This is a genomic window from Sphingobium fluminis, from assembly GCF_037723805.1.
Lineage (GTDB): Bacteria > Pseudomonadota > Alphaproteobacteria > Sphingomonadales > Sphingomonadaceae > Sphingobium.
In genome coordinates, this window is sequence record NZ_JBBJUK010000005.1 from 120911 (window position 1) to 144937 (window position 24027).

Consider the following 24027-nt stretch of genomic DNA (forward strand, 5'->3'; position numbering starts at 1 on the left):
TACAGGCTGCCGCATCGCTGCGTCCTGTCAAGCACAATGAATCAGATCAGGCGACCAAATGCGAGAGTTTTGGAGGTGCCCACATCTTTCAGAAGGTCCTCCGCTGGCGACCCCAGCACGGCATTGAGCCTCATTCCCTGTGGATACCCAAAGGGCTCAGATATCCACAGGGTGGTAGGGCCGACTTTATAGCCCAAGCGAGGTCTTTAGAATGAATACTCCATCCGCAGACCATATGTACGCGGCATGCCGGCATTGTAGGAGGTGCCAAAAGGCACAAGCGTTTGCCGGCGAGTGACATATTTCTTGTCGAACAGATTATTCACATAGAAGCCGATGCGCAGGTCCATACCGGGAGGGCTGATATAGCCCGACGCATTGGCGAGGAACCGCTTCCCGTCCCGATCATACCGCAAATCACCGCCAGCGCCGGGCTGGAAGTTGATCGAGGAGCGGTACGTCGCGAGACCCGAAAGCGAGGCCGCCCATGCGCCGACAGCGAATTCATAATTGGCGCTGAACGATCCCGACCATGACGGGGCCTGCGGCGGCGCCGTGCCGGTAAGGTTTGTTACCGGATCGTAATTGGGATTGGGCGAACCATCGGGATTGGTGCGATTGGGATCACAGTTGGCCATTCCAAACCCGCTGACGCATGCCAGCCCGATGACGCCGTCGAACGGCTTGTACCGCGGATGTTGCCAGGCGCCGGTAATGCCGAAGGTCAGACCATCCGTCGGAAGAATCTGTGCCTCAACCTCGATACCGTAATTTTCGAGATTCGCACTCTGGGTGACAGAACCACCCTGCGTGACGTCACGGAGCGTCTGCGCTTGCAGCCCCTTGTTCTTGAAGTAGAAGGCCGCCGCGTTCAGGTGAACCCGGTTATCCAGCATCGATTGCTTGATGCCGATCTCGTGACTGCTGATCTTTTCCGGCTGGACCGGGGGAGTGGGTACAAGCTGCGAATCGTTAAAGCCGCCCGCCTTGAAGCCCCGCGTGAAGCTGTAATAGATGTTGGTCGGCCCATTATCCCACGCCAGCACGAAACGCGGCGTGAACGCACGCTGCGTAGTCCGCAGATCCACGCCCCATGGGAAGCCATAGGCCGACCCTTTCATGCCGCGCTCGTCATAGGTATAGCGTCCGCCAACCGTCACCTTGATTTCGTCGGTAAGCTTATAATAGGCCTCCAGGAAGGCGGCGTAGGAATTTGTGCTCCCCTCGTTCAGGAAGCCATCCGTGGTGCTGTCCGACAGGGCGGGGAGCGATGTAGAGGTAATAAAAGCCGCCCGGAAATGACGCTTGTCGTTCAGATAGCTCACGCCGAACAAATATTGAAACCGGCCGTCCAGCTTCGAGGCAACCTGAAAATCCTGCGAGAATGTTTTGCCGCCGACGTCCGCGCCGACATATTCGAACAACAGCAGGGGCGTCATATCCGTATCGCCGCCATTGTGGCGGGTCGATTGATGGCGGTAAGTCGTCGTGCTCGTCAGGTCGAAGTTGCCGAAATCAAAATTCATCTTGAGGTTGGCGCCGTAGAATTTGGTACGAGCATGCGGCGCATAGGATTGATTTTGCTGCTCGTAGAAACCGAGCGTAGTATCGATAGCAGCAGGCGCGATAACGCAGCCCAGACACGTTGAGTCCTTAAGGCCCAAAGTACCCGTACGCGTCACGGTGCTGCTAAGATCGTAATATTCGCCACCGAGTATGATGTCGACATTTTCAGGATTCCAGCGCAGCTTGGCCCTTACATGATAATTTTTTTCCCAACCATTGTCGCTGTTCGTCGTCACATTATGGATAAAGCCGCCATTATGCTTGTAGCCGGCGCTGGCGCGCAGCGCGAGATCCTGGCCCAGTGGCAGGTTGATCACGGCGTCCAACTGCTGGTGATCGATATTGCCGATCTCGCCGCGCACGCGTCCCTCGAACTTGTCGGTGGGATCAGCGCTGTTGATGATGATGACACCGGCGGACGAATTGCGGCCATATAGTGTGCCCTGCGGACCGCGGAGCACCTGGATGCTGCTGATGTCGAAATTGTCGAGAAGTTCGTTCACGCCGACGGTGTTCGTCAGATAAGCGCCATCTTCATAAACCGCAACCGGGCTTTCCAAGCCTGCGGCCGTGAACGCCACGCCAAGTCCGCGAATATTGGGTGAGAAGAAGCCTGCGCTGACGGTGAAATTCGCGCCCGGCGTCACTGTCGCAATATCGGAGATCTTGGCCAGGCCAAGCTTCTGGACGGTGTCAGCCGTCACTGCGGTCACCGCGATCGGGGTGTCCTGCAACTTTTCCGACCTGCGCTGCGCGGTGACGACGATATCAGCGGCGCCGCTTGTCGCCTCGCTCCCTTGGGCGGGCGTCGTGGTCGGGGTCTGGGCGTAACTCGTCGAAGCCAGCAATCCCCCAAGCACCACTGCAATTGGTCCCATTTTTTTCATGATATTCCTCCCTTTAGATCTAGTTTTCATTTTAATCTCATCATGGACATGGCGGTCGGCAGCGACCGGAGATGAGATCCCCCTTACTAAATGACGCTCGTTCAGCGGGCACGCACCAGCGTTCTGCTCAACTTCATCGTCTTTATCAGCCAGCTATCACCCTTTTTTTCATAGGTTTCATGATAGTGGCCCATGCCATTCATATATCTCATTGGCTGGCCTTCCGAGAAGTAAACCTCATCCTCGAAAGGCCAGATCGCCTTCGCCGTCGATTCCGTCAGTATCTCGATCGTCGGGTTGAAAAGTTTGTGCACAAGGACATTATGTTCGGCCATATTCCTGGCGCACTCTGCGATATTCTTGGCCCCGATGACCGGCCAGGCAATCCCGTTTTCGACCGACTGGAGCAGTTCCAGACTGAATTCGCTACCCGTACGAACCCACTCGCCAGTCCTGGGGTGGCGCGCGGTCATAGCGTCGGTTTCGTCGAACGCGGCATCGTCGGTGAACAGCGCGCTAAAGCCGTCCCAATCCTTGGTGTCCACGCAATAGGCATATTTGGCCTTGCATTGCTTGACCCCTTCGATGGCCAGCAGGCGATCCAACGCGTCCATTCAGCTCTCTCTCCCAGATGGACAGCTATTCACTGCCATTCGTCATACGGGGACTTGGATTTTTGGCGAATGAGCCGCCTATCTAGCGAGGCAATCTTGCGCATCGCCATAAACGCAGAAATGATCTGCACCTTTTCCAGCAGCCATGCTCACTCCCCATTCCCCGGCTTATTCGGCCGCTTCGCCACGGCGCCTTTGCATTTCACCATCCACGTGACAGCGCCATCTGTCAATAGAACGGCCGTCCTTTTTTTCTGGATTCCAGAACCCGTTGCTAAAGATCATAAAGCAAACTGGGCTGGCTGGCTACCAGGACGGACCCGATGCTTTGCCTAGAAACCTGTGCGATGACGCATCACTCGGGTGCATATTCCATGGCTATCGGATGAAGCGATGTCCTGCATCTCTGATAAACGAGATTATTCACCCTGCAAAAACGTCGGCAACATGCGCGGTATCCATATATTCGCGCACCTTGGTGATCTTGCCGGCCTGATCGAACTCGAACAGGAAATGATAGTCATTCTGGTAAGTCTTGCCATCCGCCGTGGTGCCGTGGCTGACCGCCTCCACGGCAACCCGCTGAAGCTCTGCGGTTATGCCCGTCACGCTCATCCGCAGGCCGTCCGGGAAGCATTGGGCAAAGTCGGGCATGGCCGCCGTCAGCTCAGTCATAGAGCGGGATCCAGACATCGAGGTGCTTCCCGCAACCCAATAGTCGAACTTGTCCGATGCCAGAGCTTGGACGGCGTTGACATCCCCTTTGCTCATCGCTTCCAGAAAGGCTTTCGCTCCGGAAACATTCATTTGCGTGATCGACATCGGCTTCTCCCTATTCCGACAAGAGGATGAGTTCTCCAAGGTGCGTGCGGACGCGATCGGCCTTGGCAGGCAAGATCGAGACTATTACCGAGCCGCTTCGGCTGCATAGAGCGCCTTCAGCAAGGCGGCAACCCGCGGGTCGATCCAGTCAGGGCCGGGATTGCGCATCGTGTTGGTCACATAGGCGACCCCGATCCGGAGCGCCGGATCGGCAAAAGCCACGCTGCCGCCAAAGCCCGGATGGCCGAACGACGCCGGATTTGGCCCCGCCGCGCCGTCATTGAGACGGAAACCGGCGGCATAACGCCCAGGGCCACCCATGGCCTGATCGACGCCGGCAATGCGCTCGCGGATCGCCTGTTCCAGCACCCCCTTGCTCAGCAGCCTTGGCTGGTCCTGCCGGTCGTCACCGACCAGATTCGCATAGAGCTTTGCCAGGCCGCGCGCGCTCGCAGTCGCGGCTGCCGAAGAATGCCCCGCCGCGCGCCAATAGCGTTGATTGGGGAAGTCCCAGACGATTATCGGATTGGCCAGCGCAGCCGCCATGGCTTCGGGATTCGGTACATCCAAATCGGCGGCGGGGGCGTCCTGCTGACCGAACATCTCCGCATAGCGATCATCTTCCTCGATCGGCAGCCCCAGAAAGACGTCGATGCCGATTTTCGAAGCAATCTCTTCCTTATAGAAGTCGGCCATGGTCCGGCCATCGACGCGGCGGACGAGCTCGTCGGTCAGGGTGCCGATGGTCAGCGCATGATAGCCCCATAGTCCCGGACGGAAGAAGGGCTCCTGCGCGGCGAGCAGGGCGGCGACGCCGTCATGGGTGATATAATCGTCCAGCGTCACCGGCTCGCGCGCTCCGACCAGACCAGCCTGGTGCGACATCATTTCACCAACCGTAACAGCCGACTTGCCATGCGCCGCGAATTCCGGCCAATAGGTCGAGACAGGGGTTTCATAATCCAGCTTGCCTTGGTCGACCAGCATTGCGATACAGATCGACGCTACGCCCTTGCTCGTCGAATTGACGCCGAAAACAGTGCGATCCGTAATGCTGACGGATCGATCTTCCACACGCGTTCCGCCCCACAGATCGACCAATGCGGCGCCGTCTCTATAAACGGCGAATGCTGCTCCGATGTCCTGCCCCGAGGCCAAATTATCCTCGAAAGCTGCGCGGACGCTCTCATAGCCGGAGGCCACGGTCCCCTGAACGTCTACGGCCCTTATTTCCACACTCATCGCTGCTCCTGACTTTTTAGCACGCGCCCGAAATCGGCCCGCATACCCGACCTTCGCGAACATTGTTCATGGGTCCGGCTCCCGATCACGTCCAATACGGATTAGTACGAAAACCGTCCTAGTCGAACTGTCATGCTGGCGATCGGGCCGAACAGATATCGCCATTCTCCGTACCGGCCCCGGGCAAATCCCTTGACCATGTTCGATGTCGCGTCAACGCTTGGTCTGGCCCGCCTGTAGGGTCGTGCGATATTTCGTACGGATCGAACGATGCGATCGTTTTCATCCCGGAGCATGCCACCATCGCCGCTCCGGGCGCGCGCCTTGCCCGCCGCCAGCCGAAAGCAAAAGCCGCCGCTTGGCAGCTGGCGCAGGCGCGCTGCAATATCCAGCGCCCTGATCGCCATGCCTTGTTCATCGGACCGCTGACTGCTCGCGCCCGGGAGATCTGCGATGGTTCGTTTCGACGCAACAGACTGCCAATTCCGAGATAGCCCTATGCGAGCCCGGCCTCGTCGCGTCGCGTCGACCAACGTCATCCGCCTGTCATGTTCAAGACGAGTTTGCCTCGATTATGTCCATTCCGCAGCCGCTCTATCGCGGACTGAAGATCGGCGAGTTCCACCACCTCGACCGGCGGGATACGAATAGCCTGCTGCTCCAGAATGTTGGAAAACGGCGTCTTGTCGATCCGTTCGGGCCAATGGGCAAAACACCGTACATGCTTAAATCCAAGCGCCTGCGACGCAAGCATCTGCTCGTCCAGATTGCTGGTGTCGAGCCCGGTCGATATGCTGACCAGCGTTCCGCCCGGCTTCAACGCGTCGAGCGCATTGGGCAGCGTATTTTGCCGCACCGCATCGAACACGATGTCGACGCCTTCTGGCGCCCATTCGCGCGTCTGGGCGACGATGCTCTTGTCCGGGTCGGTATAGTCGATGGCGTGGTCCGCCCCCATCCCGATCATATAGTCCTTGTTGACCGCCCTGCCCGTCGCGGCCACGAACAGCCCGCCATATTTGGCAAGCTGAATGGCAAAGCTGCCCACGCCCCCCGAGCCGCCATGGATCAATATCTTCTGGCCCGGCTTCCCATTGCCCAGATCATCGGCGAACAGCGAGATGTAGGATGTCAGGAAACAGATCGGCGTGGCGCCTGCATCTTCCATCGACATCCAGTCCGGGACCCGGCGCGCCAGATTGGCGGGGAACGCGACATAATCCGCGAACGTCCCCGTATCCCCGGTCGCCCGGCTTCGCGCGAACATCACACGGTCACCTGCACGAAAAGTCGTGACGTCGGGCGCGACACGCTCGACCACGCCCGACCCCTCAAAGCCCAGGATGTTGAGATTGCCCTCGGCCATGGTCGTCACCATCCCTTGCGCATATTGCCAGTCCGCGGCGTTCATCCCGCCATAGGACATGCGCACCAGAAGCTCCCCGTCCGCTATGGTAGGCTGGTCCACTTCCGAAATACGGGGGGAACCGGCTTTGTTGACGAAATCAGCGGTCACTGCGCGCACTGGCAACACTCCCTATCTATTATATTTGTTGGCCGACGCCGTCAGGCGGCAGGTGCAAGCATTTCGATGATGCGCATATCCGCGCCGCCGCCCGCTGGCGCCAGCGGCTTTATGCAGACCTGCGTCGCGCCGGCACTCAGATGCTCGTCGATGCGCTTGCGCAGCGCAGCCTCGTCTCCCCAGCCGACGAGCGAATCGACGAAATGATCGGAACCGCCGTTGGCGAGATCCTCAACGGTAAAGCCGAGCGCCTTCCACGAATTGCAATAGTTCGGCAGGGTGAGATAAAATGCGACCTCGCCGCGCGCGATCTCCCGCGCCTTCACAGGGTCGGTTTCGAGGACCATCGGCTGCTCCACGCAGAGCAGCTTGTCGGGACCCAGGATCGCGCGGGCCTGCGCGGTATGCTCCGGGGGCACGAGATAGCTGTGCGCGCCGTCCGCCTGCTCGCCGCTCAGCTCGATCATCTTCTCGCGCAGACCGGCCAGAACGATCGTGGTCGGTTCAGCTGGCGGGACAGCATAATATGGCGCCTTGGCGATCGCCTCAAGATAGGAGCGCATCGCGGGGATCGGCTTTTCGTAATGATGCCCGCGCATGCCTTCGACGGTCTCGCGATGGGAAACACCCAGACCCAGGATGAAGCGCCCGCCCCATTGCTCGTTCAGCGCATCGGCACCCGCGCGCATGGCGATCGGATCGCGCGAATAGATGCTGATGATACCCGTCGCCACCTTGAGCGTGGTGGTGTTGGCCAGCAGCCAGGCAGACGCAATCAGCGGATCGCGGCCAAAGGCGTCGGGCATCCAGATCGAATCATAGCCAAGCTCCTCAACCCGGCGGGCGAACCGGGCAAGGCGCTCAGCCGTCGCCGGACCCAGTTCGCCGGATTTCTCGTCTTCGAAAAACCCGATGGGCCCATTGACGCTGGTCCAGATCGAAAGCTTGCCGAGATTCATTCCTGTACTCCTGTATGACCGCGCTTCATCATTTGAACGCCGGCAGCACCTTGTCCGCGAACAGCTGCGCGTAGGGCTTGAATTTTTCGGCAGTGAGGCCGGCCGGCATCATCATGCATACATGGTCGAGCGGCATCCGCTCCTGCAAGCCCTTATATTTTGCGACTGCGGCGTCGGGGGTCAATATCTGCAACTTGCCCGACGTCTTGAAATCTTCGAGGCTCATCCAATCCATCGCCTCGCCCCCCCATTCGGCATACATATTGTTGACGTGGAGGAAATGGGGCGCCAGCTCTTCAATCGCCTGTTCCGGGTCTTCGGCAACGAGAGTGTAGAAATCGCCGAGCCGCACCTTGCCTTCGCTCGCATCCTTGCCCTGCGCGCGAAGCTTTTCGACATAGAGTTCGGCACCAGCCGTGGACCCGACATAGCCGTCGCCATAAGCGAGCACCCGGTCCATAGCCTTTGGAGCGAAGGCGCCGATGTAAAGTGGAATACGGCCGCGCGGGGCTGGCGGCATCAACCGAACGTCATCAAGCTGATAATGCTGCCCGGCATAATTCACTGCGTCGCCCGCCCATAATTTGGTGACGATCTCCAACCACTCGTCGAACAGGCGACCACGCTTGGTGAAATCGACGCCCATCGCCGCATATTCCGTCGGCCGGTATCCGATGCCGAGACCGATATCGAGCCGCCCCTCGCAGATGATGTCGAGCACCGCACAATCGGAAGCGAAGCGCGTCGGGTGATACAGGGGCGCGAGCGCAATCCATGTCCCAAGCCGGATAGTCTTGGTGCGCGTCGCCATCGCCGAAATCACGGCGAGCGGCGAGGGCAGGTAACCGTCGCTCGAAAGATGATGTTCGGGCACCCAGGCGCCCCCGAAGCCGATCTGCTCGCTCCAGACCGCGACATCGATGGCCTCCTTATACACCTGCTCCCAGGGTCTGTGCCACTGCTGCGGATTGCGGAAGTCATAGAGGTAACCGAAAGTCAATTTGCCCGGCATCAATTTGCCTCCCCGATGGATAATGGTCTGGCGTCGACAGATGCGCGCGCAGTCACGCCGTTAGATATGATTGTTACACCGACCATTTTGGCGGGCCATTATAGCCCCGCTGCGGCATTTCACGGCCGCGATTGATGGTCATATTCTTGATCCGCCAGCCTTCGCCGGTGCGCTCGAATTGAAGTTTGTAGATCGCCAGCGACCAGTGTCCGTCATTATCTTCGACCGGCCTGCCGTTTGGCCATTTCGACAGCGCGATCAGATGCCAGTGTCCCCGCGCGGTATCGCCGTCCACATCGATCAGCGGGTTCATGACATTGTGCGACACATAGGGGGTGGCCCGCAGCGTATTGAACAGCGCGCGAACCGCCTCGCGCCCCTTTGCCTGGCCGATCGTGCCGCAGTCGTCCCAGATGCCATCTTCCGTGAACAGGTCAGCGGACGGACCCATATGGCTTGGCCCCTGACCTTCCCACCCGCCGTCATTATAGTGGGTGTAGAGCGACATCAGCCGCGCAATATCTTCATGATCCTCAATCAGTTGCACCCGCTCCTCGAGCGTAGCCGGCCGCTTGCGATTGGGGCCGAAGGATGTTTCCGCGAACGGGTCTGAGGCACTGGCCATAATAATTCTCTCCGTATAAACTTATTAATCTAGCGACGGGTCGAAGGCCATTTCAGCCCTGTCCAACCTTCGCGGCCATCATTGCGCCGTCAACCCGCCATCTACCAAAAGCGAGGTGCCGTTGCAGAAAGACGCATCGTCCGACGCGAGGAAGGCGATCGCCGCCGCCATTTCCGACGGGTCACCCAGTCGCCCGGCGGGTATGATCGCCTTGATCTGCGCGGTCTGGGCTTCAGGATCGTCCAGCGAATCTCCGAGCATCGCAGTCTTCGTCCAGCCGGGATGCACCGAATTGACGCGAATGCCATGTTTCGCGTTTTCGATCGCCACCACCTTGGTCAGCATCAGGACGGCGCCCTTGCTGGCGCAATAGGCGCCGCCATATTCGCCGGCGACGAGCGATGCGGTGGACGCCACATTGACGATCGCGCCGGTCCGACCCGATGACTGCCACTCGCGCGTCGCGATCCGGCAGCCCAGAAAGGCCGTAGTGCCATTGACATCAAGCTGGCGACGCCAGTCGGACAGTTCCATGTCGACGACATGGGCCTGAATGGCGATGGCGGCGTTGTTGACCAATATGTCCAGCGGGCCAAGTTCATCGCGGGTCGTCTGGAGAACAGTCTCCCAAGACGCTTCGTCGACGGCATCATGCGCGATCCCGATCGCGCGATAGCCCGCTTGCCGAAGTTCGGCGGCCCTTTCCTCGACACCGGCATGATTGAGGTCGGTCAGCGCGACCAGTGCACCCTCTTCCGCCAGGCGCTTCGCCGTCGCAAAGCCGATCCCGATCGGTGAGGCCGCGCCCGTCACGATCGCTACCTTGTCCCGCAATCCTCTCATACCCGCTCCACTCCTGAAATTTATTTCCGTTAAACCGTCTCGCTGGACGGCCTGGTGAACTGCCGCGGACCGTAAAGCACAACCTTGTGGGTCTTGAACAACCATTTTCCATCGACCCGGGCGTAGGTGTCATCCAGATAGCCATGGACTTTCACGATGCGCCCGTCCTGCAATCCGCCCTCGAAGAAACAGCTGAAGAAACCTTTCGCCTCATCGTCGCCTTGTTCGGTGATGACATGACCGGTTGCATAATGGGCTAGGAAGGTCATGGCACCATCAATCTGTTCCTTGAAAAAGGCCCTGATCTGCTCCCTGCCCGTCGATATCGGGCCATCAACCGCCGTTTCATCGAACACGCCGTCTTCCGTGAAGCATTCGGCCGCCTCGTCCCACATCCGCCGGTCTTCATAGGCCGAAAACCGGTTCACCAGATCGCGGATTTCCTCGCGATCGATCAGCCGCCGCAATTTTTCATCCATGTTCAAATCATCTCTCCCATGCTGCGGGTCGGACAAGCAGCAGACCAGATCATGAGACGTCATTGCCTAGTGGCGTGAAATGTCGCGCCTGGCGACCGGTCCATGCGGCGACGAACACGCTGCGTAAAACGGTCACCGGGCGGACGTCCGACACCTCGGAGTATTGTCACTGATTCTTGCGCTGTTCATCCAGGGGTTTGTCGCCCAGAGCGCTATGCAACCTTCGGTGGAAGTGGTGAATGGCGCTCTCGTTGCGGCCGAAGGTGAAATATTCCTGCGCGCCCGAATGAACCGTCTCCTGGATACTGTTCACCACCGGGCAGTCTTCGTCCATGACGACCTGATGGGTAAGGCTGGCCCAGTCACGAACCTCCTTCTCCATCGGCGTGCCCTCGAATTCGCCGCTTACCACCGTTCGCGATATCGTCACCGACTCCCCGGGATTATTGCCCGGCAGGATCTGGTTCATGAACATGCGTTCGAGCGGAGGCCCCTCGCGCTCTTCCTCACCGGCAAAGGCGTTGGTGCTGGCACAGGTGTAGAAGGTGGACGGAAAAAGCGTGAAGCCGCGCTGCACAAAGCGCTTGAGATCGTCGATCGACGATGGATCGCATTCCTCCTGAATACCCAAAACCGGTGAAATAATTTCACCATGGATACCCTTGTCCTCGATCTTGATCACGCCGGGAATGACGAAACTGCCAAAACTCTGCGCATGGAGGCTGGGGAAATGGTAGGTTTCGACATAGCCTTCATAAGCGAGTTTCCAGTTCGCGGCTGGCACTTCCTTCAAATTCACCACCTTGAAGCGTTCAAGGCCGAACTTGGGCAACAAGGCCGACATTTCGGGTCCGAGAAACGCATCGAGATCAAGCGGCAGATCCGGGGTCAGGATCGCCCAGATCAGGCCATGGCGCTCTTCGAGCGCCAGTTCGGTCAGGCCGTAATCGGCCTTGTCGACGTTTCCGAAGATAGCATTTTCAGGCAGCGCCAGCAGCCGTCCGTCCTGCCCATAGGTCCAGGCATGATAGACGCAGGTGAAGCGCGGCTTATTGCCCTGCCCTTCCTCGACCACCTTGGCACCGCGGTGACGGCAGGCGTTGATGAACAGCCGAGCCTCGCCGGTTTTCTGACGCACCAGAAGCAGCGGCACGCCAAGCCGCGTCAGCGACCAGTAGCTGCCAGGCTCGGGCAGTTCGCTCGACAATGCCAGCACCATCGGCGTCGTCCGCAGCAGCTGAACCTCCCGCTCCCAACGATCGCGATCGGTATATTCGCTCACCGGAACCTTGCAGATATCGGGCGCGAGCGTCGGCCTCTTTTCCGCGACCAGCTCGATGAGCTCGTCGTAAAGACCACGCATTTCGGAATGCTCGAAGCCTATCATCCCAACACCGCTCCTATGAAACCTTATGTCCCAAACGATCCCCGCATGACCACGCGCGAGTCGATCTCCCATTATCCAACACAACCTCGCACAACCCCAGGACCCAAGTCAAACGAAATGAGAACGATCGCCCTTTTTTCTCGAAATTTTTGCGTCTCGAGGCTGGTGATCGACAATTGCCTTGCCGTTCCGAGCGACCATCTTTTCCGATTTTTAAAGCCCTATGGCCGCCCCGATTACCACCCGAGCATGGCGGTCATTATTTCTGGAAGTATCGGCGGTTATATTCCGCGAAGGCCGCGTCGACCTTCTCGGGTGTCAAGCCATATTGCTCCAGGCTATAGCTATAGCTGCCAAATTCGCCATGGGAGTCATTCTCCTCCCACAGACGCATCGCTTCTTCGCGGCGCGGCGTCAGATCACGGCCCATCATTGTATAGACGTCGCGCACCACGCCGAACGTGTCTTTCCGGAGACGGTCATACTGGACATCGATGAGATCGATCTGCGAACCCAGAGCGTCGAGCTGCCGCAAATGGCGGTCCATTTCTTCCGACCACAGCCGAAGCACATAGTCACCAACCGCGTGCATATCGACCACATCCATGCACGTCCGGAACAGCATTTCAATCAGGCGGCACGTCGATGCAATGACTTCGTGGATATCCCGGTGCATGAAGACATATTTGGCATTGGGAAACAGATCCGCCAACAGATCCATATTCCCGATATGCGGCGGCGTCTTCAATATCCAGCGCCTGTCGCCATTCTCGCTTTGGCGCCCGCCTTGCTGCCACTGCAGATATTGCAGCATCTGCTTGAGGAATACATAGGATTCGTGCAGCGATTCAGATCTTACCCAATCATAATAATTGGGAACGGGCACCACCCAGCAGTGGCCTACCGTCTTGAAGGTCGGCAATTGCACGAAAATATCTTCCTCGGCATCGTCGATCTTCACCGAATGGGACTGCATCAGGCCGAGATTATTCTTGATCATGGCCTCGACTATCTCACGATCGATACCGATGCGGGGATCTTCTTCACCCGCTACCGCATTCGGGATGCGAGAAGGATTCATCGATTCCCAATGCCGGATGCTCAACGTGTCCGGGTCGGCTGCGAGCAGACGCTGCAACTTCGTCGAGCCGACGCGCGTCATGCCCAAAATGAAGAGCGGATCATCGACTTGTTCGTCGAGAATTTCCGGGTGCTTCTTAAGGTCGTGGGCGAAACGCAGCCCGTTGACCAGCCAACGGTTCATGATCCCGGATATGCTTGCCCGACCGGCCTCGTTCAACAGGACGTTATCGTTAATATCCTGAACAAATCGGGCCAATCCTTCGCGGGGATCGAAGTCGCCGAAATCGTTCAGCCCGGTCTCGGCATAGGCCGCGGCGAGCAGTTTGTCCGTAGACAGTTTTGTTGTCGACTCAACCGTGTCCATTAAAGGCTCCTCTAACCTTGATACTTGCCGCGTACGACTAAGGGCGATGCGAAAATTATGCGGGAATGGGTAATCTGTTCCAGCGAGAGATCATGCCGATGCCGGGACTGCTCTATCTGGCCGATCTGGACGTTCCGGCTTCGACGGCGAACCGAAGCCTGAACGTCTGCCGGTTGTCCTCAGCCTTCGATGAACCTGCAATCCACGCCGCAGCGCGACTCATAGTCCGCTTGTCGGCCTGCCAGTTCGGTCGCTCGCTCCGCCGGCCCTACAGAGGGGAAATCGGCGGGCAGCGCGGACCGGACGGCATCGAGCTTGACGACCCTGACCCCTGATATAGCGTCATTGGGATCTGCCGCCGGTGCATGCATGCCTTCCCAGCGCATAGCTATGCAGCCCTCCAGCAGGCCGTCGGTATCCATCCAGTTCGCCACGCCCGGATCACGGTGGCTCAAGACGTAGGTGTAAGTGCCATCGGCATTCTGATGCGACTGGCAACCCGTCCGGCTGCCCGACTTGCTGACGGCATTGCGAGAGATCAGCCAGGGAGACGTTACGCTCAAACTCATATATTCCGCGGCCTGCGGAAGGAAGTTCATAATCAGCGCCTCGTCATCCGCAAGATGATACCGGCCTTGCGTAATCATCGATGGTTTCGTTGAATGGCCGCGCTGGAGCGGAGCCCCGAAATCATTGAGCGGGATCGATGCGTGTAAACCCTCGAACTGAGCGATCGTTTGCGCTCCGAACATCATATAGCGTGCGGCTATGGCGACACGGTCGTCGAAGGTCAGCGCAAGGGTTTGTGGGCCGGCGACCTTGCGGAAGGACATGGCGCGGGGCCGCTGCGTATGCCAGTCGTTCAACGCCTCCCGAACGATGACGAAAGTTCCCCCCTTCGACTTCAGGTGAAGGCTACCGTCCCTGGGGTCTTCGGGTCCGATCGTGATGCGGGACGCGCCTTCGCTATCCACGATCATGCGTTCCTCATCCGCTGCATCGGCGGTTCGCTCCCACGCCTCCCAGCTTTCCACCTCAGCCCCCGTCAACGCGACATAGATGGCCACGCTGAATCTGCCCGTAGGCCCTGCAGGTCTGGAATCCAGAACATAGGTAGATGCATCGTCAATAAAGGCGTAACGATAGATATTGTCGGGATTATCGAAACAGAAACGTGACCCGGTTACCGCATGCCCCAGCCATTCTTTTCGAGGAGTCTGGAGCCAGACCAGGCCGGGGTTCTGGGGATCCCTGTTCGCGGCGGAAAGAAGAGCATAGCCGGCACATTCAGAAACCACTTGTTCAAAAGTCTGTTGGGCAGTCTCCGAACGGGCCCATGACAATTTACTCAGCAGCTGGCGCGCTTCCTCCATCGCCTTTTGCATTTCGCTTGTCTTGAGAATTGCCATCGCCGTCGCTTCAAGTTCATACTGTTGCGCAGTCGCCAAAGCGTGAACGGATTCTGCGGCCGAAGGCGTATTTTGAGCCTTTTGGTCTACGCCGCGCACATCGTCGATCTCGTTCATACGATATTCTCCAGTAGTTTTTGAACAGACACCACCAAATCGCGTGAGCGATCAAGTAAGAAGTCGAACTGAATGTATCCCGATCACCAAACTTTAGTTTCGCGCCTCGCTAGAGGCAGATTACCGCCCCGCATGTCGAAGCGATAGTGCCACATTCTGGCGAAAGCCTTCCGGCTTCCACTATGGTCGGCGCCGCTGCGGAAGGACTGCGACATGTCGCGAAAGCACCCCATCTCCCCCTGTGTGGACCATCGACGCCTGTCCACTATGCCGCCTGTTACTCGGCCTTCACCGCGCCGCCCAAGGGTTCGGACGAATAAGGCGTCACAGCCGGCCAGCAGGACCCTGGAGCGAGGAAAGGGCTGAACGACGTCAATCGTCTTGCCTTCGATATGTCCCGCACCGGTCAGGAACTACCGTTTCGACGCCTTCTACATGAAGGGCCTAGACGCCCGTTAATCCAGAAATGGCCGGCCTGCCTTGGGCGTACCCCGATCCCTGCCAGCCATGATCGATTATTTTTGAGACGAAGCGTCGGCGTTCGCGGCCATGACATCGTAAGGTAATTCTTCCGGCTGCACGTTACGACGCAGATGATTGCCGTTATCGACGTTCAGGGTATCGCCGGTCACCGCTGCATCAGGATGGCACAGCCACAAGCAGGCCGCGCCAACCTGCCTCGCCTTCACCGGCCGACCGAGCGGGATTTCCTTCAAAAGAACCTTTCTCGCCACTTCATGCTCTAACAAAATCGCCGACATGGGCGTGTCGATGAGCCCCGCTTCCACCGCATTTATCCGGATGTTTCGCGGCGCATATTCGAGAGCGGCATGTTCGACCAGCACCTGGGCTGCGGCCTTGGCGCAACCATAGCTGCTATAGCCCGGGACCGGCATCGAAGCCGCAGTCGACGTGATCACCACCATCGCGCCGCCGTCGCGCATGCGCCGCGCCATATGCTTGATAAAGAAGAATGGACCAAAATAGTTGATGTCGAATGCCCTTCGCACCTCCTCCGGGTCGATGGCGTCGATCATGCCGACGAAGGGCACCCCTGCGGCTATAATGGCGATGTCGATAGGACCATAGGCAGCGAAAGCCGCCTCGGCCATCGCCTCCACCTCCGCCTCGATCGCGGCATCGCAGCGCACTGGAAGGGCACCGGTAAGATCGGCGAGCTCCTGGAGACCGGCCATGTTCCGCGCGCCGACCGTTATGCGGGCACCCTCCTCCGCGAGCAGCTTGGCGGTTTCCCAACCCGTGCCGCCACGTGCGGAGGCACCAAGAACAACCGTATTCTTATCCTTGAATGATAGCATAATGCGCCCTTCCCATCCATCTTTATAACTATCGGCCGGTTTGACGCGCCGAAGAAATTCGCGTTCACATTTCGCACGCTGCGTTCATCCGATGCCGCGCGTGGATCATTTCATCATTCATCAGGTCTATACCCGCTTCTCGCCTGCATGAAGTACCGACCGGCAACTTCGGACAAGATTAGCCTTTGCCAGTTCGCGCGAAATGAGCATTTCATTCGGGTTGTTGGATATATGGCAAAAGCATGAACGCTCCCTCCACTTCTCAGCAGGGGGATTGGACACGCGACCCAACACGCGGAGAATATATTCAATTTTTTCTGCAGCTCTGAAAGCTATACTCACTCTCCAGTCCATTGACTTCTTGAGCCGCTTCCTCGCTGGCTTCTTTGCGCCGCACTATCCACAGGAAGGCGGAAGCTGTCAATAGAACGATCGTCCTTTTTTTAATGCCGGTCGGGTGATGCTGACTTACGATATGGGTATCCAAAACGGTGAAATTCCAAATCCAAGACAGCCTGTTTGAGGACATGGCGATGCCGCAAGCCGACACGAACGGCCAGTCCAGGCCGTATTAATCCAGACTTTGCGGGTGCATTATGCGCGTCAGCCCAAGGGTCGCTCTGTTAAATTCAGAGCCTTCCTCGAACGGATGGCCTCAACTTCTCCGAACGTTCCGGCTTCGTAATGAAGACAAGGGGGGCTTTAGTTCTACCGGCATGGCGTAACTATTCCGCTCTGCCAGGTTTCATAGGGTCGCCGGTGCGCGACAAGCGCACCGCTTCGCTCACTTCCGGCGCAGACCCATCGGCGGGGACTGAGGCAGATCCGCCGGCAAAGCCGGTCAACACGCCCCCGCCCGCCTGGCAGCGACAGACCTGTTGGACAGCCTGCGTATTGTCACTGATTCTTGCGCTGTTCATCCAGGGGTTTGTCGCCCAGAGCGCTATGCAACCTTCGGTGGAAGTGGTGAATGGCGCTCTCGTTGCGGCCGAAGGTGAAATATTCCTGCGCGCCCGAATGAACCGTCTCCTGGATACTGTTCACCACCGGGCAGTCTTCGTCCATGACGACCTGATGGGTAAGGCTGGCCCAGTCACGAACCTCCTTCTCCATCGGCGTGCCCTCGAATTCGCCGCTTACCACCGTTCGCGATATCGTCACCGACTCCCCGGGATTATTGCCCGGCAGGATCTGGTTCATGAACATGCGTTCGAGCGGAGGCCCCTCGCGCTCTTCCTCACCGGCAAAGGCGTTGGTGCTGGCACAGGTGTAGAAGGTGGACGGAAAAAGCGTGAAGCCGCGCTGCACAAAGCGCTTGAGATCGTCGATCGACGATGGATCGCATTCCTCCTGAATACCCAAAACCGGTGAAATAATTTCACCATGGATACCCTTGTCCTCGATCTTGATCACGCCGGGAATGACGAAACTGCCAAAACTCTGCGCATGGAGGCTGGGGAAATGGTAGGTTTCGACATAGCCTTCATAAGCGAGTTTCCAGTTCGCGGCTGGCACTTCCTTCAAATTCACCACCTTGAAGCGTTCAAGGCCGAACTTGGGCAACAAGGCCGACATTTCGGGTCCGAGAAACGCATCGAGATCAAGCGGCAGATCCGGGGTCAGGATCGCCCAGATCAGGCCATGGCGCTCTTCGAGCGCCAGTTCGGTCAGGCCGTAATCGGCCTTGTCGACGTTTCCGAAGATAGCATTTTCAGGCAGCGCCAGCAGCCGTCCGTCCTGCCCATAGGTCCAGGCATGATAGACGCAGGTGAAGCGCGGCTTATTGCCCTGCCCTTCCTCGACCACCTTGGCACCGCGGTGACGGCAGGCGTTGATGAACAGCCGAGCCTCGCCGGTTTTCTGACGCACCAGAAGCAGCGGCACGCCAAGCCGCGTCAGCGACCAGTAGCTGCCAGGCTCGGGCAGTTCGCTCGACAATGCCAGCACCATCGGCGTCGTCCGCAGCAGCTGAACCTCCCGCTCCCAACGATCGCGATCGGTATATTCGCTCACCGGAACCTTGCAGATATCGGGCGCGAGCGTCGGCCTCTTTTCCGCGACCAGCTCGATGAGCTCGTCGTAAAGACCACGCATTTCGGAATGCTCGAAGCCTATCATCCCAACACCGCTCCTATGAAACCTTATGTCCCAAACGATCCCCGCATGACCACGCGCGAGTCGATCTCCCATTATCCAACACAACCTCGCATGACCCCAGGACCCAAGTCAACATTTTCTAGAACGATCGGCCATTATTTTATATTGTTGCCTTTGCTGGGATGCAATCCTGACCCAGGAATAATGTCCTGATCGGCTTGGACGGGCACGGCATTTGGCTCGATAAAAACTATGTTAGCGGTTTTCCGACTTGGCGTTATAAACATCGGATCAGGCAGGGGCTGTCGCCGCGGGCGGCACAAAGGAGGTGGATGACTAAGACGGCAGCAGCGATCTCGAGACGAGACGAACGCATTAAGCAGCGGCAAACTCAAATTCGCGACGCGGCCCGGGCATGCGTTCGCGATGAGGGCTTTCACGCCGCGACCATCAGTCGCATCGCTGCCGCTGCAGCGATGAGCAAAGGCCACATCTATAAATATTATGAGAATAAAGAGGCGATCATGATCGCGCTTATAGAGCATGACATGCACGAGTTCATGTTGCTCATAAGCCAATTGGGCCAGTCGGACAGCCGGAGCGTCGACGCCCTTGTCGATTCATTTGTGAGCGAGCTTCCTGCGATTCTTGATAGCGATCGCACCGCCCTCTGGCTAGAAGTTCAGGCCGAAGCGGCGCGTAATCCGATAGTCAAGGAGATGGCTGTGAAGGCCGCCAGCTATTTCCGCGACACAATTCGCAAGGTCATAGAGCCCGTGCTGAAAGGGTTTGATCGGGAAGAAGTCGACATGCGTGTTGAAATGCTTCTGATATCAATGCATGGCCTTGGCCTTAAGGCAACCGTGCATTCGGACGCCGGCAACGGAAGCCTCGCAACTGCGGTTGAGTTCGTCTTCCGTACCGTGTTGTCGGCGGATTCACAATCTGAAGTCGCGCGCAAAATCAGGGCCGTATAGCCGCAACGGGACTCAAGGCTCGGGCGGCCTTTGACGGGCACTCGCGAGTTTGAGTCCCGTCCCGTCGCCAGCTCTCAGGCGAACGCCTGCGCCACCTTGTGCAGGCTTTCCAGCGTCCGCCACTGGTCGTCGGCAGCCACTGAGGGAAGCTGCAGGAGCACACGATTGAAGCCCAGCGCGTGCAGTTCCTCGACTCTCTTTTTGAGGCGATCGGGATTGCCTTCGAACATGCCCAGATGATGGGTGATGACCGTATGGTCCAACTCTTCGAAGGACCGGCCCTTGCTTTCCATATAGGCGCGCAGATCGGCCACGGCGGCCGGCATGGCGTCATTCTGGTCGACCGGGATCCACCCGTCGCCATATTCGGCAATGCGGGGGAAGGCGAATTTGGTGTAGGCGCCGATCAGCACCGGCAGCTTGCCACCCTTCACCGGCTTGGGCCCGCACCACATCGGCGGGAACTTGACCATGTCGCCGGCGAATTCGGCGATCTCATTGCCCCAGATCTGGCGCATCGCCAGAACGCATTCGCGCACCCACTTCCAGCGGTCTTCGAACGCAATGCCATAGTCGGCCATTTCTTCCGCGCTCCAGCCGGCGCCCGCGCCGAGAATGAAGCGACCGCCCGAAAAATGATCGAGCGTTGCGATCCTGGTCGCCAGACTGATCGGGTGATGCTCGGTGATGATCGAGATCGAGGTGCCCAGCTTCAGTGTCTTCGTGACCGCCGCCACGGCCATGTGCGAAAGCAGCGGATCGTACATCTCCTTGAAGCTTTCCGGCACCTCCTTGTAGGTGCGACGCTCGGATTTCAGTCCGACGGGAATGTGGGAATGTTCGCCGAACCAGAGCGACTCAAAGCCGTTGGCTTCGGCCCACTGGCCCAGAGCCGATGGCGCGATGGTATCCTTGGTACAGGCGGTGGCAATGCCGAAATCGGGACCGTTACTGCTCATATATATCTCCGTTAAATCCTAGGGGTGCTTTGCCGCCGGGTCAGGACAAGCCCATTTCGCGGCGCAGGCGGAAAACGATATCATCCTGGTCCCGGCGCGGCTTGACGAGGGTCGGGGACTCCAGGTCGTCGCCTTCGGGCACTTCGAAGGCGATGTGCTGGTCGGGCACCGCCGTGCGCGAGGCGATTTTCCAGACGCCGTCGCGCCGCTCGAATATATCGACATAGCGCCCGAACGACAGCACATCGACCGGCCGGCCGTCCACGATCGCGATACCGGCCGCCTTGGCGAACGCCGCCGCCCCCGCCGCCGAATAGCGAATGCAGACCGTCACCCGCGATTCCACCAGCGCGCGGTCCGCCCCGGCGAACTCGATCAGGATATTGCTGACATTGTGGGCAGCGTTCAGGATGTTGCGATGCCGCTCGCGCATCCATTCGACCAGCCCCGCCACATCACCTTCGTAAAAGACATGATTGTCCACCGCCCCGTCGTGAAACAGCGACGGGATGGCGTTCAGGTCGCTGCGATCGGCGGCGCGGCAGAATTTATGCACGATATCGCTAATCGCGAAGCGCGCTTCGACTTCCGCCAGCCGCTGTTCGATGTCACGCATGGAGCCTTCTCTCACGCGAGCAGTGGAGCGAAACGGTCGACATAGTCGGCGAACCGCACCCGGATCGCCTCATCGGTCGTGCCGAATTTTTCGGCTGAATAGGAATGGCCCCCATGTTTGTTGCGTGGGTTGCGCTCCGACCATTCGCGCATGCCTTGCAGACTTTTCTCCGTCAGCGGCAGGCCGAACGCGTCGTAGATACGACGTACGACCTCGCCATCGTTCGAGGTGATGTCGGAAAAGCCGATGTCGAGGATTTGCAGGCCCGGATCATTGTCGCGCCATGCCAGATGATCGTCGGCGGACTGGCCGAAATAGGTGATCATCGCCTCGCCCCCGTTGAGGTCGGGCTCGACATCGGCGTAGAGCATATACCAGTTGTGATTGACGCCGGCGATCGACGGAATGCATTTGGTGGGATCGCGATGGGTGACGATGAAGCGGGGATTGTCGAAGATTCGGTTCAGTTGTGCTTCCACTCCGAAATGGATCGGCGTCTTGAGCAACCAGGGTTTCTTGCGATCGTCCGGATTCTGCCATTGCAGATATTGCAACTGCATTTTCAGATAGTCGTAAGCCGGCGCGAGGTCGGCACCCAACAGCCACATGAAATGTGAGGGAGAGCCGAAAACCGCGAATCCCGCCGTTCGGAAAGCATATTCGAAAAGCTGCATTTCCTCCTCCGCCTCGTCGGTGAATACGGGATGCCCGGTGATCATGTCCGGCGACACCTCATACAGCCATTTTTCATAGGCGCGCGTCTCGGCGATCCGCTGCTCGCGGCCGCCGTCCGGCGCCCCGGGGATGCGGGCGAACATATGGCCCTTCCAATATTCGAGGAGCTGGAAGTCGCCCGAGGCGGCCAGCAACCGCTGCAATTTCGTGCTGCCGGTGCGGGGCAGCGACGTGATGATGATCGGCCCGTCGATGACTTCTTCGAGAATCTCGGGATGGTCGGTCAGGTCTTTTTGAAACCAGAGGCGATTGACGAGCAGGCGCAGGATATTTTCGCGCAGATGCACCACGCGGTCGGGGCGAACGTCCACATCGGCGTTGATGCCCTTTACGAGCATGTCGAGACCCTCGCGGAAATCATCGGGTCCAAAGTCGGACAGGCCCGTTCGATCCTGAGCCACTTGCAAGAGTTCCCGTGCGTCGAGCACCTTCATCACCATTCTCTCCTTGATGCCCGCAGTATAGGTCCGCAAAGGGCGTGCTGATAACGATATCTGTTTAATCGGATGTTGGTCGGCCTCATCAGAGCTTCGAGATAACCTCGTCCCCGAACCGCTTGATTTCATCCAGCTTCTTTTGCAGCGGGACATCCGGCGTCGGGAACAGGACGATGCAATAATCGGTTACGCCGACCTCCTCGAACTTTCGGTAGGAACCGAGGTCGGGACGCTCTTGTTCGGCGGTCCGCATATTATATTGCCTGGCGTGGATCTGAAAATCCCGGTCGTCGGTGCCATAGGACCGTCGAAGCTCGTTCAGTTCGGCGATCATGGCTTTCATCGGATCATAGTCCATGTTGACCACGGTCCAGCCGTCACCCACCTTCGCGGCCCGGCGCAGGGCAGGTTTGGAATGACCGCCAATGACGATCGGCACGGGCTGGGTCGGCACCGGATTGATCTTGATCGGCCCGAACTTGTTGTGCTTGCCATCATAGGCAAAGAGATCGCCCGTCATCAGCCCCTTGAGAATGTCGATGGATTCGTCCAGCAGCTCGCCGCGCTTGCTCCAGTCCAGACCGTTATAGGAGAAGTCCTCCTCCCAGGGGCCGATGCCGGCGCCGTAGATGAAGCGATTGTTCGATATGACCGCAAGCGAGCAGATCTGTTTGGCCAGCAGTATCGGTGCGCGCGACGCCGACTTCATTACATTGGGGAAAAACCGCAATTTGCTGGTCCTCGCCGCCATCCAGGCAAACGCGACCATCGGCTCGATAAAGGCCGTATTTTCTATATATTTCCGGATCGCATCGGTTTCATTATACGGATAGATCGAATCTGTTTTCTCAGGGTAGAAGACGCTGTCCGGCGTGGAAAAGCCGTCAAAGCCTGCTTCCTCGGCGGCGACAGCCATCTCCAGCCAGTCCTGATACTGGCCCATCGTCTCTGATAGGCTAAAACGCAATTTCCGATCCTCTTAAGACTTGTGTTATATTGTTGCGGTCCGAATGATATTTAATAGTCTACTTAGTTCAACTACTTGCAGACCTGCTCCTTCCGCTGATCGACGGCCCCGATAAATGGAGTGCGCCGTTCCGCATAGCGAGTCTTGAATTGGATGATGTTTTGAATGTCTACATTGACGCAAGAGGGTTTGCGGATCGATTGAGCTTGATGAAATCCTCATGTGTGGGGCTGTGATCGAGGCTTCCATATTGGGTGAGGAGGTGGTCCCGCGTTTTTGGTGCCTCTCCGATCCGGGCCTGGGTGAGCGCCTTGCGCATGGTGTCGGCATCGTAATCGCAGCAATAGGCCGGGGTGGCGGGCTGCTGGCGCCACGATTCGGCAAGCGTGCCGGCATCGACCGGCTCAAAGCCGATGGAATCGACGATGTCGCTGACGAGCGCCTTATGTGCTGGCTCGTCGCCTGCCACGGCAATGGCCAGCCGCCCCGGCGTGCCCCTTGCCTGGCCGAGTTCCGCGAGGGAATAAGCCAGGATGTTGTTGAACGCCTTGATCACTGGCCTTCCGATCTGTCGGGAGACCCAGAGGCTTTCGACCTCGCCCGCATCGATTTCGGCGATCTGCGGATCGCGCATGCCCGGATAATAGTTGCCGGTGTCGATCACAGGAACATTCTGCGGTACGGCGTCGAAAAGATCCTCAGGCAGATCGGACACGGCGGGTAGCGGGATGGACAGGATGATCAAGTCGGCTCCGGCGACGGCGTCCTTCGCATCGGCCGCGGTCGCGCCGATCTCGTCGGCGAAGGCTTGCACGCTTTTTGCGTCTTTGGAATTGGCAATGGCAACACTGTGCCCCGCCGCCGAAAGTTTGCGTGCCAGGGTGCCGCCGATACTACCGATTCCGACGATTCCGATTTTCATTCGCTATCCTCAACCCGATCATCATTGCCTTACACCGGAGTTTAGGCTTAAGTGCATTCACCGG

At 58.4% G+C, this 24027-nt stretch carries 21 protein-coding genes; 1 reads left to right on the forward strand and 20 read right to left on the reverse strand.

Going from position 1 to position 24027, the window contains the following annotated elements; all coding sequences use genetic code 11:
• Positions 1-206: 206 nt before the first annotated feature.
• The 15 genes from WG907_RS14115 to WG907_RS14185 form a co-directional block, all read right to left on the reverse strand.
• A complete protein-coding gene (locus WG907_RS14115; protein WP_340233757.1) occupies positions 207-2453 on the reverse strand; it encodes a TonB-dependent receptor in 2247 nt (748 codons plus the stop codon).
• A 101-nt stretch (positions 2454-2554) separates the two neighbouring features.
• Positions 2555-3067: a nuclear transport factor 2 family protein gene (locus WG907_RS14120; protein WP_340233758.1), complete on the reverse strand. Its 513-nt coding sequence runs from the start codon at positions 3065-3067 to the stop codon at positions 2555-2557.
• 423 nt (positions 3068-3490) lie between these two features.
• Positions 3491-3889: a nuclear transport factor 2 family protein gene (locus WG907_RS14125; RefSeq protein WP_340233759.1), complete on the reverse strand. Its 399-nt coding sequence runs from the start codon at positions 3887-3889 to the stop codon at positions 3491-3493.
• 84 nt (positions 3890-3973) lie between these two features.
• Positions 3974-5131: a serine hydrolase domain-containing protein gene (locus WG907_RS14130; RefSeq protein WP_340233760.1), complete on the reverse strand. Its 1158-nt coding sequence runs from the start codon at positions 5129-5131 to the stop codon at positions 3974-3976.
• Between the two features lie 535 nt (positions 5132-5666).
• Complete coding sequence (locus WG907_RS14135; RefSeq protein WP_340233762.1) at positions 5667-6656, reverse strand: NADP-dependent oxidoreductase; 990 nt, start codon at positions 6654-6656, stop codon at positions 5667-5669.
• A gap of 41 nt (positions 6657-6697) precedes the next feature.
• Positions 6698-7615: a TIGR03620 family F420-dependent LLM class oxidoreductase gene (locus WG907_RS14140; RefSeq protein WP_340233764.1), complete on the reverse strand. Its 918-nt coding sequence runs from the start codon at positions 7613-7615 to the stop codon at positions 6698-6700.
• A 28-nt stretch (positions 7616-7643) separates the two neighbouring features.
• A complete protein-coding gene (locus tag WG907_RS14145) occupies positions 7644-8627 on the reverse strand; it encodes an LLM class flavin-dependent oxidoreductase (RefSeq protein ID WP_340233765.1) in 984 nt (327 codons plus the stop codon).
• Positions 8628-8700: 73 nt separating this feature from the next.
• Positions 8701-9252, reverse strand: a complete 552-nt coding sequence (locus WG907_RS14150; RefSeq protein ID WP_340233766.1) for a nuclear transport factor 2 family protein — start codon at positions 9250-9252, stop codon at positions 8701-8703.
• 78 nt (positions 9253-9330) lie between these two features.
• Entirely contained in the window at positions 9331-10095 is a 765-nt protein-coding gene (locus WG907_RS14155) for an SDR family NAD(P)-dependent oxidoreductase (RefSeq protein ID WP_340233767.1), read from the reverse strand.
• Positions 10096-10124: 29 nt separating this feature from the next.
• Complete coding sequence (locus tag WG907_RS14160; RefSeq protein WP_340233937.1) at positions 10125-10574, reverse strand: nuclear transport factor 2 family protein; 450 nt, start codon at positions 10572-10574, stop codon at positions 10125-10127.
• A 166-nt stretch (positions 10575-10740) separates the two neighbouring features.
• Complete coding sequence (locus WG907_RS14165; RefSeq protein ID WP_340233769.1) at positions 10741-11961, reverse strand: aromatic ring-hydroxylating oxygenase subunit alpha; 1221 nt, start codon at positions 11959-11961, stop codon at positions 10741-10743.
• Positions 11962-12220: 259 nt separating this feature from the next.
• Positions 12221-13408 carry a sulfotransferase family protein gene (locus WG907_RS14170; protein ID WP_340233771.1) on the reverse strand — a complete coding sequence of 396 codons (1188 nt, stop codon included), beginning with the start codon at positions 13406-13408 and terminating at the stop codon, positions 12221-12223.
• A gap of 179 nt (positions 13409-13587) precedes the next feature.
• The gene (locus tag WG907_RS14175) at positions 13588-14934 is read right to left on the reverse strand and encodes a hypothetical protein (RefSeq protein WP_340233773.1); all 1347 of its coding nucleotides are present in this window, start codon (positions 14932-14934) and stop codon (positions 13588-13590) included.
• 515 nt (positions 14935-15449) lie between these two features.
• Positions 15450-16253 carry an SDR family NAD(P)-dependent oxidoreductase gene (locus tag WG907_RS14180; protein WP_340233775.1) on the reverse strand — a complete coding sequence of 268 codons (804 nt, stop codon included), beginning with the start codon at positions 16251-16253 and terminating at the stop codon, positions 15450-15452.
• A gap of 897 nt (positions 16254-17150) precedes the next feature.
• Entirely contained in the window at positions 17151-18371 is a 1221-nt protein-coding gene (locus tag WG907_RS14185; protein ID WP_340233769.1) for an aromatic ring-hydroxylating oxygenase subunit alpha, read from the reverse strand.
• A 311-nt stretch (positions 18372-18682) separates the two neighbouring features.
• Between WG907_RS14185 and WG907_RS14190 the strand changes: the two genes are divergently transcribed.
• Positions 18683-19327, forward strand: a complete 645-nt coding sequence (locus tag WG907_RS14190; RefSeq protein WP_340233777.1) for a TetR/AcrR family transcriptional regulator — start codon at positions 18683-18685, stop codon at positions 19325-19327.
• A gap of 74 nt (positions 19328-19401) precedes the next feature.
• Here the strand turns inward: WG907_RS14190 and WG907_RS14195 are convergent, their stop codons facing one another.
• From WG907_RS14195 to WG907_RS14215, 5 genes are all read right to left on the reverse strand, one after another.
• Positions 19402-20286 carry a TIGR03619 family F420-dependent LLM class oxidoreductase gene (locus tag WG907_RS14195; protein ID WP_340233779.1) on the reverse strand — a complete coding sequence of 295 codons (885 nt, stop codon included), beginning with the start codon at positions 20284-20286 and terminating at the stop codon, positions 19402-19404.
• A gap of 40 nt (positions 20287-20326) precedes the next feature.
• Positions 20327-20902 carry a nuclear transport factor 2 family protein gene (locus WG907_RS14200; protein WP_340233781.1) on the reverse strand — a complete coding sequence of 192 codons (576 nt, stop codon included), beginning with the start codon at positions 20900-20902 and terminating at the stop codon, positions 20327-20329.
• Between the two features lie 11 nt (positions 20903-20913).
• Complete coding sequence (locus WG907_RS14205; protein ID WP_340233783.1) at positions 20914-22071, reverse strand: sulfotransferase family protein; 1158 nt, start codon at positions 22069-22071, stop codon at positions 20914-20916.
• Between the two features lie 88 nt (positions 22072-22159).
• Positions 22160-23041, reverse strand: coding sequence for a TIGR03619 family F420-dependent LLM class oxidoreductase (locus tag WG907_RS14210; RefSeq protein WP_340233784.1), 882 nt, complete (start codon positions 23039-23041; stop codon positions 22160-22162).
• A 169-nt stretch (positions 23042-23210) separates the two neighbouring features.
• Entirely contained in the window at positions 23211-23963 is a 753-nt protein-coding gene (locus WG907_RS14215) for an NADPH-dependent F420 reductase (RefSeq protein WP_340233786.1), read from the reverse strand.
• Positions 23964-24027 lie beyond the last annotated feature (64 nt).

Bases quoted from the DNA above. Each gene is read 5' to 3' on its own strand.
- WG907_RS14125 (WP_340233759.1), bottom strand. From the start codon at position 3,889: ATGTCGATCACGCAAATGAATGTTTCCGGAGCGAAAGCCTTTCTGGAA.
- WG907_RS14140 (WP_340233764.1), bottom strand. From the start codon at position 7,615: ATGAATCTCGGCAAGCTTTCGATCTGGACCAGCGTCAATGGGCCCATC.
- WG907_RS14175 (WP_340233773.1), bottom strand. From the start codon at position 14,934: ATGAACGAGATCGACGATGTGCGCGGCGTAGACCAAAAGGCTCAAAAT.
- WG907_RS14190 (WP_340233777.1), top strand. From the start codon at position 18,683: ATGACTAAGACGGCAGCAGCGATCTCGAGACGAGACGAACGCATTAAG.
- WG907_RS14215 (WP_340233786.1), bottom strand. From the start codon at position 23,963: ATGAAAATCGGAATCGTCGGAATCGGTAGTATCGGCGGCACCCTGGCA.
- WG907_RS14205 (WP_340233783.1), bottom strand. From the start codon at position 22,071: ATGAAGGTGCTCGACGCACGGGAACTCTTGCAAGTGGCTCAGGATCGA.
- WG907_RS14160 (WP_340233937.1), bottom strand. From the start codon at position 10,574: ATGGATGAAAAATTGCGGCGGCTGATCGATCGCGAGGAAATCCGCGAT.
- WG907_RS14150 (WP_340233766.1), bottom strand. From the start codon at position 9,252: ATGGCCAGTGCCTCAGACCCGTTCGCGGAAACATCCTTCGGCCCCAAT.
- WG907_RS14185 (WP_340233769.1), bottom strand. From the start codon at position 18,371: ATGATAGGCTTCGAGCATTCCGAAATGCGTGGTCTTTACGACGAGCTC.
- WG907_RS14155 (WP_340233767.1), bottom strand. From the start codon at position 10,095: ATGAGAGGATTGCGGGACAAGGTAGCGATCGTGACGGGCGCGGCCTCA.
- WG907_RS14165 (WP_340233769.1), bottom strand. From the start codon at position 11,961: ATGATAGGCTTCGAGCATTCCGAAATGCGTGGTCTTTACGACGAGCTC.
- WG907_RS14180 (WP_340233775.1), bottom strand. From the start codon at position 16,253: ATGCTATCATTCAAGGATAAGAATACGGTTGTTCTTGGTGCCTCCGCA.
- WG907_RS14120 (WP_340233758.1), bottom strand. From the start codon at position 3,067: ATGGACGCGTTGGATCGCCTGCTGGCCATCGAAGGGGTCAAGCAATGC.
- WG907_RS14115 (WP_340233757.1), bottom strand. From the start codon at position 2,453: ATGAAAAAAATGGGACCAATTGCAGTGGTGCTTGGGGGATTGCTGGCT.
- WG907_RS14130 (WP_340233760.1), bottom strand. From the start codon at position 5,131: ATGAGTGTGGAAATAAGGGCCGTAGACGTTCAGGGGACCGTGGCCTCC.
- WG907_RS14200 (WP_340233781.1), bottom strand. From the start codon at position 20,902: ATGCGTGACATCGAACAGCGGCTGGCGGAAGTCGAAGCGCGCTTCGCG.
- WG907_RS14195 (WP_340233779.1), bottom strand. From the start codon at position 20,286: ATGAGCAGTAACGGTCCCGATTTCGGCATTGCCACCGCCTGTACCAAG.
- WG907_RS14145 (WP_340233765.1), bottom strand. From the start codon at position 8,627: ATGCCGGGCAAATTGACTTTCGGTTACCTCTATGACTTCCGCAATCCG.
- WG907_RS14170 (WP_340233771.1), bottom strand. From the start codon at position 13,408: ATGGACACGGTTGAGTCGACAACAAAACTGTCTACGGACAAACTGCTC.